The sequence below is a fragment of the Pseudomonas sp. GW821-FHT02H09 genome, assembly GCF_059421425.1.
In genome coordinates, this window is the sequence record NZ_JBWKVA010000002.1 from 314,543 (window position 1) to 328,171 (window position 13,629).

The window sequence follows — 13,629 nt, forward strand, 5'->3', positions numbered from 1 at the left end:
AAGCGCTGAATGGAACAAATTCCACCCACGGCGAAACCACCGAAGCGGTCGATGCCGCCTGCGGTTTAAATAATTTGGAGAAATGTGCAGAGGTGGGAGCCTGGCTTGCCAGCAAACGATGCGATGCGGTTTGTCAGATAGGCCGCTTCGCGAGCAAGCTTGGCTCCTGCAGAGGGAATGGTGAGGTTATTTGCCGATGCAGAAGCTGGAAAAGATACGGCCAAGCAGATCATCGGAACTGAATGCACCGGTAATCTCACCCAAAGCCTGCTGGGCCTGACGCAAATCTTCCGCCAGAAGCTCACCAGCACCAGCGAGGGTCAATTGCGCACGACCATGCTCGAGTGAGGTACTGGCATGGCGCAAAGCTTCCAGATGTCGCCTGCGAGCACTGAAGCTGCTTTCCGAGGTCTGCTCATAGCCCATGCAAGCTTTGAGGTGATCGCGAAGCAACTCCAGGCCTTCGCCGGCAGACCTGGCGCTCAGGCTGATAGTCACGTGGCCATCCTCACTGACTTCCAGCGCGATCGCTTCCCCCGTCAGGTCGGCCTTATTGCGAATCAAGGTTACTTTTGCCGGATCCGGTCGCTGCTCCAGGAACTCAGGCCACAGCGAAAACGGATCAAGAGCTTCGGGGGCGGTGGCATCGACCACCAACAAGATCCGATCAGCTTCACCAATAGCCTTTAGAGCTCGCTCGACGCCAATTTTTTCGACCTGGTCATCGGTGTCGCGTAACCCTGCAGTATCGACCACATGCAGCGGCATGCCATCAATGTGGATATGTTCGCGAAGGATATCCCGAGTGGTTCCGGCAATTTCCGTGACGATCGCCGCTTCACGCCCGGCCAGCGCATTGAGCAGACTGGATTTGCCGGCATTTGGCCGACCGGCGATCACTACGGTCATGCCATCACGCAGCAATGCCCCTTGCCCGGCTTCACGCAGTACTGTTGATAACTCGTCACGCACCGTATCGAGCATCTTCAACACATGGCCATCGGCAAGGAAGTCGATTTCCTCCTCCGGGAAATCAATCGCCGCTTCGACATAGATACGCAGGCTGATCAGCTGTTCCGTGAGGTTATGCACACGCTGCGAAAACGCGCCTTGCAACGAACGCAAAGCATTTCGTGCGGCCTGTGTAGAACTGGCTTCAATCAGGTCGGCGATGGCTTCAGCCTGAGCCAGGTCGAGTTTGTCGTTAAGAAACGCTCGTTCGCTGAATTCCCCCGGACGGGCCAGACGGCAGCCCAATTGCAGACAGCGCTGAAGCAGCATATCGAGCACGATCGGACCACCGTGGCCCTGGAGCTCGAGCACGTCTTCGCCGGTAAATGAATTCGGCCCCGGGAAATATAGGGCAATGCCTTCATCCAGAACTTCGTCCTGCTCGCTGAGGAACGGGCCGTAGTGCGCAAAACGCGGTTTCAGTTCACGGCCGCTGAAGGCTTTCGCGGCGATGCTTGCGAGCGGTCCGGAGATTCGGACGATGCCCACACCGCCACGACCTTGAGCGGTAGCGACGGCAGCGATGGTTTCACGAGGGACGCTCATAACCCAATATCCAGACAAAAGTGACAGATAGCAAAACGCCCCACTAGGGGGCGTTTTCAGTGGTTATCAACAGAGTAAGTTACGCAGCGGCTTTTTTGGTAGCAGCTTCGATCTTACGCGTGATGTACCACTGTTGTGTGATCGACAGACAGTTGTTGACCACCCAGTACAGCACCAGACCAGCCGGGAACCACAGGAAGAAGAAGGTGAAGATGATAGGCATCAGCTTCATCACCTTGGCCTGCATCGGATCCGGAGGAGTCGGGTTCAACTGCTGCTGGATGAACATGGTGGCACCCATGATGATCGGCAGAATGAAGAACGGATCCTTGATCGACAGGTCAGTAATCCACAGCATGAAGGGTGCCTGGCGCATTTCCACGCTTTCCAGGAGAACCCAGTACAGCGAGAGGAAAACCGGCATTTGCACAAGAATCGGCAAGCATCCACCCAGCGGGTTGATCTTCTCTTTCTTGTACAACTCCATCATCGACTGCGACAGTTTCTGCCGGTCATCACCATGTTGCTCTTTCAGAGCCGCCAATTTCGGCGCTACTGCACGCATGCGTGCCATGGATTTGTAACTGGCTGCCGACAGCGGGAAGAAGAGCCCTTTGATCAGCATGGTCAGGAAGATGATCGACCAGCCCCAGTTACCGACCAGCGCGTGGATATGTTGCAGCAACCAGAAGATCGGCTGGGCAATGAACCACAGAATGCCGTAGTCGACAGTCAATTCCAGGCCTGGGGACAACTCTTTGAGTACGGCCTGGCTTTTCGGACCGGCATAAAGCGTAGCGGTCGTTTCAGCCTTGGCGCCTGGCGCAACGGTCAACGCCGGGCCAGTGTAACCAATGATGTAGTTACCTTTGCTGTCTTTACGGGTCTGGACGATGTTGCTTTCGCCTTTCGCCGGAATCCACGCAGTCACGAAGTAGTGCTGCAACCAGGCAACCCAACCACCTTGAACGGTTTCTTTCAGCGAGCCTTTGTCCATGTCCTTCATCGACACTTTCTTGTACGGCTCGGAACTTGTCCACAGGGCAGCGCCCAGGTAAGTAGCGGTGCCGGTAGCAGTGCTGGAAGAAGGATCGGCGCTGTTGTCACGCTTCAATTGCGCGAACATTGCACCGGACCAAGGCTGAGCGCTTTGGTTGTCGATCAGGTAGGAAACGCCTACATCGTACAGACCACGCTTCAAGGTGAAGCGTTTGATGTAATTGACGCCGCCGGCGCTGTATTTCAGGTCGACGATCAGTTGGTCCTGACCGTCAGCCAGTTGATAAGTCTTCTTCTCGGACGAGAATACCGGGCGACCCGATGAACTGGCATCCGGACCGTTGGTCCCGATCAGACCGCTTTGCGCCAGATAGGTCCGCTCACCGCCGTTATCGAACAGCTGGAATGGAATTTCCGGGTGATCCTGACGACGTGGATACAGCGGCAGCTTCAGCTGGGCGATATCACCACCTTGTGGATCGATAGCCAGGTCGAGCACATCCGTTTTGATCTGGATGAGGTCTTTGCTTGCAGCCACTGGAGCTTCGGCTGGTGCACTGGTATCGCTTGCCGCGCGTGGAATGTCGTCACTAACGGAGGCGTTATTGCCAGTCGCCGTTTCCGGCAGGCCCGGTGCGGTAGTACTGGCGGCAACATTCTGAGTCGGCAGGGCAGCCTGACCATAGTCCTGGTTCCATTTAAGAACCATAACGTAGGACACGATTGCCAGGGCGACGATCAGGATCGTGCGTTTAATATCCATGATTACTCGGCCATCGAAGAAGAACGGGAGGTAGGGATAGATGGAACCGGGTCATAACCACCGGGATTCCACGGATGACAGCGACCTAAACGACGAAAGGCCAGCCAGCCACCGCGCAGAAGGCCATGATTTTCTATGGCTTCGTACGCGTAGCAGGAACAACTGGGGTAGAAACGACAGTGACTGGCCATCAGAGGACTAATGGCATAGCGGTAAAACTGGATCGGAACGAGTGCCAGTTTACGCATCGGGACTGTCTACCCCTACAGTTTCGGTTTTGACTGCTGGTACCGGCTTGCTGCGTGCCAGACGTTTCCAGAGTTTGCCGAAATGCTGAATCAATTCGGGGTTTTCTACGTCACCCAAACCTTTGCGCGCGACGATAACGATGTCCCAACCGACCAGAGAATCCTGGTGGAGGCGAAACGATTCGCGCATCAGACGTTTGAGGCGATTGCGCTCAACGGAGAGCTTTACGCTCTTCTTGCCGATCACTAACCCCAGACGGGGGTGATCCAGATCGTTGTTACGCGCAAGGAGCAGGAGATTTTTCCCCGGAACCTTGCCGGTGGGGGAGTCAAAGACTGCCTTGAAATGCCGGGGTGTAAGCAGACGCTTTTCCCGACTGAAGTCCTGACTCACCACCAGTACCGGATTATCAAACTGCCAGACGCGCACGACCTTTGGCGCGGCGACGCGACAGGACTGCACGGCCGTTTTTGGTAGCCATGCGAGCACGGAAGCCGTGAGTACGGGCGCGTTTGATGGTGCTTGGTTGGAAAGTACGTTTCATGTCGTGTTACCTGGTTCGTCCACAACGGGCCGGAATGGCCCCCGTTTTAAGAGACCGGCGATTCTAGAGAAAGCAAGCCTCTAGGTCAATTTCCAACCAGCTTTTCCTTAAATTAGATGTCTGTGGGTTTTTGCCGTCTGACAGAGGGTGGCCAGATATAGAAATAAAGAAGGGAATTATTTAAAGCTTTTCTGTAAAGCTTATAAAAGCTAGGGCCGCCGGCATCTGTGGATAAGTACCTTAAAGCCTTATATCACTTGATGTACAGAGAATGACAACCATGGTGAGAAACGGTGTTCTGCCTGTGCTGCGCTATCGGATAAGCTGTGTGTGGAATGCCATGTTATCCACAGGCAGGTTATCCACCGGGTTTGCCCCCCACTTGTACAACGAGCTCAGGCGGGCTTATCCACAGAGCTTATACACATACCATTGGTCGTGTTTTTTATGGATAAGGCGTTGATTCTTCATGACCTGTCAGCAACCTACATGTGGATAAGTGTGCGTCTGGTCGCTACAATGGCGGCTGTTTTTGCCTCACCGGCTTTCAACTTAGGGGATATCCGTGTCAGTGGAACTTTGGCAGCAGTGCGTGGAGCTTCTGCGCGATGAGCTGCCTGCCCAGCAATTCAACACCTGGATCCGTCCACTACAGGTCGAAGCCGAGGGCGACGAGTTGCGTGTCTACGCACCGAATCGTTTTGTTCTCGATTGGGTCAACGAAAAGTACCTGGGCCGCGTGCTCGAGCTACTTGATGAGCATGGCAATGGCCTGGCGCCTGCGCTTTCCTTATTAATAGGTAGCAAACGCAGCTCGGCACCTCGTGCTGCGCCTAATGCACCTTTGGCAGCGGCGGCGTCTCAAGCCCAGGCTGCGGCGACACCTGTGGTCAATGCCCCGGTGCCGACTGCGCCAGCCAAACGCTCTACGCAAAAGGTTGCCCAGGTCAGTGAAGAGCCTTCTCGCGACAGCTTCGACCCAATGGCCGGCGCCAGCTCGCAACAAGCCCCGGTACGCTCCGAGCAGCGCACCGTGCAGGTTGAAGGCGCGCTAAAGCACACCAGTTACCTGAACCGCACCTTCACCTTCGAGAATTTCGTCGAAGGTAAGTCCAACCAATTGGCCCGGGCTGCTGCCTGGCAGGTCGCGGACAATCCCAAGCATGGGTATAACCCGCTCTTCCTTTATGGTGGGGTTGGTCTGGGTAAAACCCACTTGATGCATGCTGTGGGTAACCATCTATTAAAGAAGAACCCGAATGCCAAGGTTGTGTACCTGCATTCCGAGCGCTTCGTCGCGGACATGGTCAAAGCGTTGCAGCTCAACGCAATCAATGAGTTCAAGCGCTTCTACCGTTCGGTCGATGCGCTGCTGATCGATGACATCCAGTTCTTCGCCCGCAAGGAACGTTCCCAGGAAGAGTTCTTCCACACGTTCAACGCACTGCTCGAAGGTGGCCAGCAGGTCATTCTTACCAGTGACCGTTACCCTAAAGAGATTGAAGGGCTTGAAGAGCGCTTGAAGTCGCGCTTCGGTTGGGGGTTGACGGTTGCCGTGGAGCCGCCGGAACTGGAAACCCGCGTTGCGATTCTGATGAAGAAAGCCGATCAGGCCAAAGTCGATCTGCCCCATGACGCTGCGTTCTTTATTGCCCAGCGTATTCGCTCCAACGTACGTGAGCTGGAGGGTGCACTTAAACGTGTTATCGCCCACTCGCACTTCATGGGCCGCGACATCACCATCGAGTTGATTCGTGAATCCCTGAAAGACCTGCTGGCACTGCAAGATAAGCTTGTATCTGTGGATAATATTCAGCGCACTGTCGCTGAGTACTACAAGATCAAGATTTCCGATCTGCTGTCCAAGCGTCGTTCGCGCTCGGTCGCACGTCCACGCCAGGTAGCGATGGCATTGTCCAAAGAGCTGACCAACCACAGTCTGCCGGAAATCGGCGATGTGTTCGGTGGCCGAGATCACACCACGGTCTTGCACGCATGCCGCAAGATCAACGAGCTCAAGGAATCCGACGCGGACATCCGCGAGGACTACAAGAACCTGCTGCGTACACTGACCACTTGATGAAGACCAGCGCAGCTTATTAAGGCAAGGGACTAGACCATGCATTTCACCATTCAACGCGAAGCCCTGTTGAAACCCCTGCAACTGGTCGCAGGCGTCGTTGAGCGCCGACAGACCTTGCCGGTGCTTTCCAACGTGCTGTTGGTTGTCGAAGGCCAGCAACTGTCGCTGACCGGTACTGACCTGGAAGTCGAGCTGGTCGGTCGCGTGCAACTCGAAGAGCCTGCCGAGTCAGGAGAAATTACCGTTCCTGCACGCAAGCTGATGGATATCTGCAAGAGCCTGCCAAACGACGCCTTGATCGATATCAAGGTCGACGAGCAGAAGCTTGTGGTGAAAGCCGGCCGTAGCCGTTTCACCTTGTCCACGTTGCCAGCCAATGATTTCCCGACTGTCGAAGAAGGCCCGGGTTCGCTGACCTGCACACTTGCGCAAAGCAAACTGCGTCGTTTGATCGAACGCACCAGCTTCGCCATGGCTCAGCAGGACGTTCGCTACTACCTCAACGGTATGTTGCTCGAAGTGTCCGCCGGCATCATCCGCGCGGTGGCTACCGACGGTCACCGTCTGGCGATGTGCTCGATGCAAGCCGATATTGGCCAGACCGATCGCCACCAGGTGATTGTGCCGCGCAAAGGTATTCTGGAGCTGGCTCGCTTGCTGACAGAGCCTGAGGGGCTGGTAAGCATCGTACTGGGTCAGCATCACATCCGTGCGACCACCGGTGAATTCACCTTCACTTCCAAACTGGTCGATGGCAAGTTCCCTGACTACGAGCGCGTTCTGCCTAAAGGCGGTGACAAACTCGTTCTGGGCGATCGTCAGGCGTTGCGTGAAGCGTTCAGCCGTACTGCGATCCTCTCCAACGAGAAGTACCGTGGTATTCGTCTGCAATTGGCCAACGGCCAGTTGAAGATCCAGGCGAATAACCCTGAGCAGGAAGAAGCCGAAGAAGAAGTCGGTGTGGAGTACAACGGCGGCTCGCTGGAAATCGGCTTCAACGTGAGCTACCTGCTAGATGTGTTGGGCGTGATGACTACTGAACAAGTACGTTTGATTCTGTCCGACTCCAACAGCAGTGCGTTGGTACAAGAGTCCGATAACGACGACTCGGCTTACGTTGTTATGCCGATGCGCCTGTAATCATGTTCAGCAGAAGCTAGATGTCCCTCAGTCGCGTCTCGGTCACCGCGGTGCGCAATTTGCACCCGGTGACCTTCTCCCCTTCCCCTCGCATCAACATTCTTTACGGCGCCAACGGCAGCGGCAAAACCAGCGTTCTGGAAGCCATCCATCTGCTAGGGCTCGCTCGTTCGTTCCGCAGTGCCCGTCTGTTGCCGGTTATTCAATATGAGCAATTGGCGTGCACCGTGTTTGGTCAGGTTGAATTGGCTGAGGGTGGGCACAGCGCCTTGGGGATTTCCCGTGATCGCCAAGGCGAGTTTCAAATCCGCATCGACGGGCAGAACGCTCGCAGTGCGGCGCAGCTGGCTGAAATACTGCCATTGCAATTGATCAATCCGGACAGCTTCCGATTGTTGGAAGGCGCTCCAAAAATCCGCCGACAGTTTCTGGACTGGGGTGTGTTCCACGTGGAACCACGTTTCATGTCCACTTGGCAGCGGCTGCAGAAGGCCCTTCGGCAGCGAAACTCATGGCTGCGGCATGGTACACTTGACGCCGTTTCGCAAGCGGTTTGGGACAGGGAACTGTGCCAGGCCAGCGCTGAAATTGATGAATACCGCCGCGCTTATATCAAAGCCTTGAAACCAGTCTTTGAACAGACCTTAAGCGAACTGGTTGAGCTCGAGGGCTTAACGCTTAGCTATTACCGAGGCTGGGATAAGGAGCGAGAGCTGAGTGCAGTGCTCGCCACATCCCTTCATCGGGATCAGCAAATGGGACATACCCAGGCCGGACCACAACGTGCTGATTTGCGCCTTAGATTGGGCGCACATAACGCCGCGGATATCTTGTCCCGCGGTCAGCAGAAGTTGGTGGTCTGTGCGTTGCGGATTGCCCAAGGGCATTTGGTCAGCCAAGCCCGGCGTGGCCAATGTATTTATCTAGTGGATGACTTGCCGTCCGAACTGGACGAGCAGCACCGCCGCGCACTTTGCCGCTTGTTGGAAGACTTACGCTGCCAGGTGTTTATCACCTGTGTAGACCACGAATTATTGAGGGAAGGCTGGCAGACGGAAACGCCAGTCGCTCTGTTCCACGTGGAACAGGGCCGTATCACCCAGACCCACGACCATCGGGAGTGAAGGCATGAGCGAAGAAAATACGTACGACTCAACCAGCATCAAAGTGCTGAAAGGCCTGGATGCCGTACGCAAACGTCCCGGTATGTACATTGGTGACACCGACGATGGCAGCGGTCTGCACCACATGGTGTTCGAGGTGGTCGATAACTCGATCGACGAAGCTTTGGCCGGCCATTGCGACGACATCAGCATTATTATCCACCCGGACGAGTCCATCACCGTACGCGACAACGGTCGCGGCATTCCGGTAGACGTGCATAAAGAAGAAGGCGTTTCGGCAGCCGAGGTCATCATGACCGTACTGCACGCCGGCGGTAAGTTCGATGACAACTCCTACAAAGTCTCCGGCGGTTTGCACGGTGTAGGTGTCTCGGTAGTGAACGCTCTTTCCGAGTTGCTGGTGCTGACGGTTCGTCGCAGCGGCAAGATCTGGGAACAAACCTACGTTCACGGTGTTCCTCAAGAGCCGATGAAAATCGTCGGTGAGACCGAATCCACCGGTACCCAGATTCACTTCAAACCCTCTGATCTGACCTTCAAGAACATCCACTTCAGCTGGGACATCCTGGCCAAGCGGATTCGTGAACTGTCTTTCCTGAACTCCGGTGTCGGTATCGTCCTCAAGGATGAACGCAGCGGCAAGGAAGAACTGTTCAAGTACGAAGGCGGTCTGCGTGCGTTCGTTGAATACCTGAATACCAACCGGACTGCGGTCAATCAGGTGTTCCACTTCAACGTCCAGCGTGAAGATGGCATCGGTGTAGAAATTGCCCTGCAGTGGAACGACAGCTTCAACGAGAACCTGTTGTGCTTCACCAACAACATCCCGCAGCGCGATGGCGGTACTCACCTGGTGGGGTTCCGTTCGGCGCTGACCCGTAACCTGAATACCTACATCGAAGCGGAAGGTCTGGCGAAGAAACATAAAGTCGCGACCACCGGTGACGATGCCCGTGAAGGTTTGACGGCGATTATTTCGGTCAAGGTGCCAGATCCGAAGTTCAGCTCCCAGACCAAAGACAAGCTGGTTTCTTCCGAAGTGAAGACCGCTGTCGAACAGGAAATGGGCAAGTACTTCTCCGACTTCCTGTTGGAAAACCCTAACGAAGCCAAGCTGGTTGTCGGCAAAATGATCGACGCCGCACGTGCTCGTGAAGCGGCGCGTAAAGCCCGTGAGATGACCCGTCGTAAAGGTGCGCTGGATATCGCCGGCCTGCCGGGCAAACTGGCTGACTGCCAGGAGAAAGACCCTGCCCTTTCCGAGCTGTACCTGGTGGAAGGTGACTCTGCTGGCGGTTCCGCCAAGCAGGGACGTAACCGCAAGACTCAAGCGATTCTGCCTCTGAAAGGTAAAATCCTTAACGTTGAAAAAGCCCGCTTCGACAAGATGATTTCCTCGCAAGAGGTTGGCACTTTGATCACTGCGCTGGGCTGCGGCATCGGTCGCGACGAGTACAACATCGAAAAGTTGCGTTACCACAACATCATCATCATGACCGATGCCGACGTCGACGGTTCGCACATCCGCACATTGCTGCTGACCTTCTTCTTCCGTCAGTTGCCTGAGCTGATCGAGCGTGGCTACATCTATATCGCTCAGCCACCGTTGTACAAAGTGAAGAAAGGCAAGCAAGAGCAATACATCAAAGACGACGACGCCATGGAAGAGTACATGACGCAGTCGGCGCTTGAAGACGCGAGCCTGCACCTGAACGAAGAAGCTCCGGGTATTTCCGGTGAAGCGCTTGAGCGTCTGGTGAATGACTTCCGCATGGTGATGAAGACTCTCAAGCGTTTGTCGCGCCTGTATCCACAGGAACTGACCGAGCACTTCATCTACCTGCCAGCGGTGAGCATGGATCAACTGTCCGATCACGCAGCAATGCAGGATTGGCTGGCCCAGTACGAAGTCCGTCTGCGCACTGTGGAGAAATCCGGCCTGGTCTACAAAGCCAGCCTGCGTGAAGACCGTGAGCGTAACGTCTGGCTGCCAGAGGTCGAACTGATCTCCCACGGCCTGTCGAACTACATCACCTTCAACCGCGACTTCTTCGGCAGCAATGACTACAAGACTGTCGTCACCCTTGGCGCTCAATTGAGCACCTTGCTGGACGAAGGCGCATATATTCAACGCGGCGAGCGCAAGAAAGCCGTCACCGAGTTCAAGGAAGCTTTGGACTGGTTGATGGCTGAAAGCACCAAGCGTCACACCATCCAGCGCTACAAAGGTCTCGGTGAGATGAACCCGGACCAGCTTTGGGAAACCACCATGGACCCAAGCGTGCGTCGTATGCTGAAAGTGACGATCGAAGATGCCATCGGTGCCGACCAGATCTTCAACACCCTGATGGGTGATGCGGTTGAGCCACGTCGTGACTTCATCGAAACCAACGCCTTGGCGGTGTCCAACCTGGACTTCTGATCAGGTGTGATCTGCTGAAATAAAAAAAGCCAACGCTCAGCGTTGGCTTTTTTTATGCGTTGAGTTGATGTCACTGAAAAAGCTTGCGCCCTACTCGCTCGCGGGATGGACGCTTTCAAGTCGATAGCCGTAACCGTAAATGGTCAGCAGCTGCCAGCCTCGATCAGCGGTCAGGCCTAGCTTGTTTCGCAATCGATAGATATGCGTATCCAGAGGACGAGAAGACACCATCTCTTCATGGGTCCAGAAACGCTCGTAGAGATATTCCCGGGATAACGGGCGGCCCAGGTTGGCAAACAGGCAGCGTGCCAGGCGGTATTCGCGCTCGGTAAAACTGATGGGCTTACCGGCACGGGTGACGGTCAATTCAGCATCGTCGAATTCGAGATCATTGAAGCTCTGCACTTCGTTAGCCGTTGAACGTTGCAGGCCATGCCGGCGCAATACAGCCGACACCCGCGCCTTGAGCTCGTTGGGTCGGAACGGCTTGCTGACGTAATCGTCGGCTCCCGCATTCAGTGCCTGAACGATGTCGCTCTCCGCGTCGCGGCTAGTGAGCATGATCGCAGCTGGTGGCGCTTCCATGTGTTCGCGAGTCCAGCGCAGCAGTGACAAACCACTGAGGTCGGGCAGTTGCCAGTCGAGGATCAACAGATCGAATGTTTCTCGTCGTAACTGACGCAGCAAATCTTCGCCTCGTTCAAAGCTGTGCAACGTCCAGGGTTGTTCTCTCGTGGCCGGGATCTGTCGCAGTGTCTGTTCCACCCGCCGTAGCTCGGCGGGCTCGTCATCCAATATTGCGACACGCATGCAGGGTAGTTCCTTCATCTCGGAGAGTGCGATTGCTTTTTGAAACGTCCTACGGCGCTGAGTTTAGGCTGATAGTTCGAATCTGAACAATTATGGGAATTTGCTCGAGCATCCTTACGGCTCGGTACGCTGATGTCAATTGGCCGGTAGCTGACAGGAGCACTGTTATTGCCAGTGTTTTTTCCGCAGAACGATACCGAAACCCTCAAGGAAAAGGACATGGGGAACAACATGCTTCGTATAGGTCGAAAACAGATCGCGAAGGTTGTAAATGGCAGGGATTTAACCAGGCTGACATCGCTGGTTCTCGCTGCATACCTGGGACTCGGGTTGGGAGCCAAGCAGTCCACGACCGTATCTCACGTCAATGAAGTAATAACTGAATGGTATTTCAGCCCCGATGAATTACGAGGATTCGCTCCCGTGAATTATCCACAGGCTGAGTTTAGCCAGACCACACAGCCGATTCTGCGTGAAGAACAACAGCGTTGGGTGTTCTGAACCCGGATTCAGAATTCTGAACAAATATTGCAAACCGACTTTATGCGCTTTGTCAGTAGGTAAATTCCTTATCGCTGAGTGGCACACTGGGGCATAGGAAATGCTCCGACACAGGGAGTGTTTCCGTCGATCTGGCGGGCACCGGATCGCGAGCTTGCTTGGGATCTGCGGTAGGGGGGAAAAATGGAGTGCTTGCTCACGCTGGAAAGCCGGGTCGAACCTTAGATCTGACTGCGACACAGGGATGTGTCATCCCTCGCTCAATCAGCGAGGCTGACACATCTCCCTTATCTCGACTTCTGCAGCCTCACGTGAAGGGCTAGCCTGATTATGGCTATCTGCCACTGAGCCCGGTCAGGTATGGTGTGTAAGGCTGATGAAACAGTTTTCCTGGCCCGACTTCCAGAAGAGCGTGAAAGCAAATCCAATGAAACAAATTACCTCTTTGCAATTTCGACGCCTGGGCTCCTGCCTGTTGCTTCTTGGCGGGTTCATGAGTCTGTTCGTACAGCCCGCGTCGGCAGCCTTTTTCGCCGTCAAACGTTTGCCTTATATCGATGAAAACCAACAGTGTCGTGGTCAGCCACTGCCGGCCACCGTTGAGCACCTGACCGGCGAGGCCTGGAAACTCGATACCAAAGGGAATCAGGTGCCTCTGGAAGAAGGCATGAACATTGACGAACAGGAAGGCGTGAAGACTTCCCCTTCGGCTTTCGTCAGCTTGTCTCTGGGCGATGGATCTCGCGTGGTTCTGCCCTCAAGTTCTCAGGTTACGTTGCACCTGAATGAAGAACGCTCCATTCCACAGGTCATTCTTGAGCAAGGTCAGGTCGAGTCCTATGTGATCAAGCGTGCGAGCGACTACGACCGCTTCCAGATAGTGACCCCGGTCGGCGTGCTAGGGGTGCGAGGCACGCATTTCCGTGTGCGCAATGACGATGGGCTGTCACTGATTGAAGTGCTCAATGGTCAGGTCGCAGTCAATCGGGATGGCAGCGCTATAGATGCTGTAAAAAGAAGCTCGACCAAGCCTCCCACCAAAAAAACGGTAGCACCTGTCGCTGACGAAGCTCAGGTCATGGCACGGCAAGGTTTGCGAATTCAGAAAGAAGGCAAGCTGACCCCGGTCGACTTGTTACCTGCCCCCCAGCTGATGGGGCAGGCCGGCCAACAGGGTGATACGCCAGTCTGGAAGTTGATCATGAAACCTCTGGAGGGGGCTAAGCGCTATCGAGCCCAGGTCGCGACCGACACCGACTTCTTGAACATTAAGCAGGAACAGTTTTCCAGCACACCCGAAGTTAACTTCAGTGGCCTGAAGGCATTTTTCTACCATGTCCGTCTCTCTGCGTTCGACGAGCACGGGCTGGAAGGAGATACTGGGGTGTATGACATTTTCTATTACCCCCGTACGACTCGTGCCCAATAACGCCTCGG

General features: G+C 55.1%; 12 protein-coding genes. 6 read left to right on the forward strand and 6 right to left on the reverse strand.

Features of this window, described 5'->3' with window-relative positions:
- Positions 1–186: 186 nt before the first annotated feature.
- The 5 genes from mnmE to rpmH form a co-directional block, all read right to left on the reverse strand.
- Positions 187–1,557, reverse strand: coding sequence for a tRNA uridine-5-carboxymethylaminomethyl(34) synthesis GTPase MnmE (gene mnmE, locus AC07VR_RS03965; RefSeq protein WP_494991047.1), 1,371 nt, complete (start codon positions 1,555–1,557; stop codon positions 187–189).
- A gap of 79 nt (positions 1,558–1,636) precedes the next feature.
- Positions 1,637–3,319, reverse strand: coding sequence for a membrane protein insertase YidC (gene yidC, locus AC07VR_RS03970; RefSeq protein WP_494991048.1), 1,683 nt, complete (start codon positions 3,317–3,319; stop codon positions 1,637–1,639).
- Between the two features lie 2 nt (positions 3,320–3,321).
- Positions 3,322–3,567: a membrane protein insertion efficiency factor YidD gene (gene yidD, locus AC07VR_RS03975; RefSeq protein ID WP_074872215.1), complete on the reverse strand. Its 246-nt coding sequence runs from the start codon at positions 3,565–3,567 to the stop codon at positions 3,322–3,324.
- Positions 3,560–3,961 carry a ribonuclease P protein component gene (gene rnpA / locus AC07VR_RS03980; RefSeq protein ID WP_208492426.1) on the reverse strand — a complete coding sequence of 134 codons (402 nt, stop codon included), beginning with the start codon at positions 3,959–3,961 and terminating at the stop codon, positions 3,560–3,562. Before rnpA ends, yidD begins: the two co-directional genes overlap by 8 nt.
- 16 nt (positions 3,962–3,977) lie before the next feature.
- Complete coding sequence (gene rpmH, locus AC07VR_RS03985) at positions 3,978–4,112, reverse strand: 50S ribosomal protein L34 (RefSeq protein WP_003213577.1); 135 nt, start codon at positions 4,110–4,112, stop codon at positions 3,978–3,980.
- Between the two features lie 565 nt (positions 4,113–4,677).
- Here rpmH and dnaA point away from each other — a divergent pair.
- The 4 genes from dnaA to gyrB are packed head-to-tail and all read left to right on the forward strand — an operon-like array spanning position 4,678 to position 10,881.
- Positions 4,678–6,192, forward strand: coding sequence for a chromosomal replication initiator protein DnaA (dnaA, locus tag AC07VR_RS03990; protein ID WP_495010508.1), 1,515 nt, complete (start codon positions 4,678–4,680; stop codon positions 6,190–6,192).
- A 39-nt stretch (positions 6,193–6,231) separates the two neighbouring features.
- Entirely contained in the window at positions 6,232–7,335 is a 1,104-nt protein-coding gene (gene dnaN, locus AC07VR_RS03995) for a DNA polymerase III subunit beta (protein ID WP_495010509.1), read from the forward strand.
- Positions 7,336–7,355: 20 nt separating this feature from the next.
- Positions 7,356–8,459: a DNA replication/repair protein RecF gene (recF, locus tag AC07VR_RS04000; RefSeq protein ID WP_494991051.1), complete on the forward strand. Its 1,104-nt coding sequence runs from the start codon at positions 7,356–7,358 to the stop codon at positions 8,457–8,459.
- 4 nt (positions 8,460–8,463) lie between these two features.
- A complete protein-coding gene (gene gyrB, locus AC07VR_RS04005; RefSeq protein ID WP_495010510.1) occupies positions 8,464–10,881 on the forward strand; it encodes a DNA topoisomerase (ATP-hydrolyzing) subunit B in 2,418 nt (805 codons plus the stop codon).
- Between the two features lie 90 nt (positions 10,882–10,971).
- On the opposite strand, the gene AC07VR_RS04010 is transcribed toward gyrB, so the two are convergent.
- The gene (locus tag AC07VR_RS04010; protein WP_495010511.1) at positions 10,972–11,691 is read right to left on the reverse strand and encodes a response regulator transcription factor; all 720 of its coding nucleotides are present in this window, start codon (positions 11,689–11,691) and stop codon (positions 10,972–10,974) included.
- Positions 11,692–11,859: 168 nt separating this feature from the next.
- On the opposite strand from AC07VR_RS04010, the gene AC07VR_RS04015 reads away from it, so the two are divergent.
- A complete protein-coding gene (locus AC07VR_RS04015) occupies positions 11,860–12,192 on the forward strand; it encodes a hypothetical protein (RefSeq protein WP_495010512.1) in 333 nt (110 codons plus the stop codon).
- Between the two features lie 493 nt (positions 12,193–12,685).
- Positions 12,686–13,621: a FecR family protein gene (locus AC07VR_RS04020; protein WP_495010513.1), complete on the forward strand. Its 936-nt coding sequence runs from the start codon at positions 12,686–12,688 to the stop codon at positions 13,619–13,621.
- Positions 13,622–13,629: the final 8 nt, after the last annotated feature.

What these genes read in the sequence shown, in the direction of transcription:
- mnmE (WP_494991047.1), bottom strand. Translation starts at nt 1,557, where the DNA reads ATGAGCGTCCCTCGTGAAACCATCGCTGCCGTCGCTACCGCTCAAGGT.
- yidC (WP_494991048.1), bottom strand. Translation starts at nt 3,319, where the DNA reads ATGGATATTAAACGCACGATCCTGATCGTCGCCCTGGCAATCGTGTCC.
- yidD (WP_074872215.1), bottom strand. Translation starts at nt 3,567, where the DNA reads ATGCGTAAACTGGCACTCGTTCCGATCCAGTTTTACCGCTATGCCATT.
- rpmH (WP_003213577.1), bottom strand. Translation starts at nt 4,112, where the DNA reads ATGAAACGTACTTTCCAACCAAGCACCATCAAACGCGCCCGTACTCAC.
- dnaN (WP_495010509.1), top strand. Translation starts at nt 6,232, where the DNA reads ATGCATTTCACCATTCAACGCGAAGCCCTGTTGAAACCCCTGCAACTG.
- recF (WP_494991051.1), top strand. Translation starts at nt 7,356, where the DNA reads ATGTCCCTCAGTCGCGTCTCGGTCACCGCGGTGCGCAATTTGCACCCG.
- gyrB (WP_495010510.1), top strand. Translation starts at nt 8,464, where the DNA reads ATGAGCGAAGAAAATACGTACGACTCAACCAGCATCAAAGTGCTGAAA.
- AC07VR_RS04010 (WP_495010511.1), bottom strand. Translation starts at nt 11,691, where the DNA reads ATGCGTGTCGCAATATTGGATGACGAGCCCGCCGAGCTACGGCGGGTG.
- AC07VR_RS04020 (WP_495010513.1), top strand. Translation starts at nt 12,686, where the DNA reads ATGAGTCTGTTCGTACAGCCCGCGTCGGCAGCCTTTTTCGCCGTCAAA.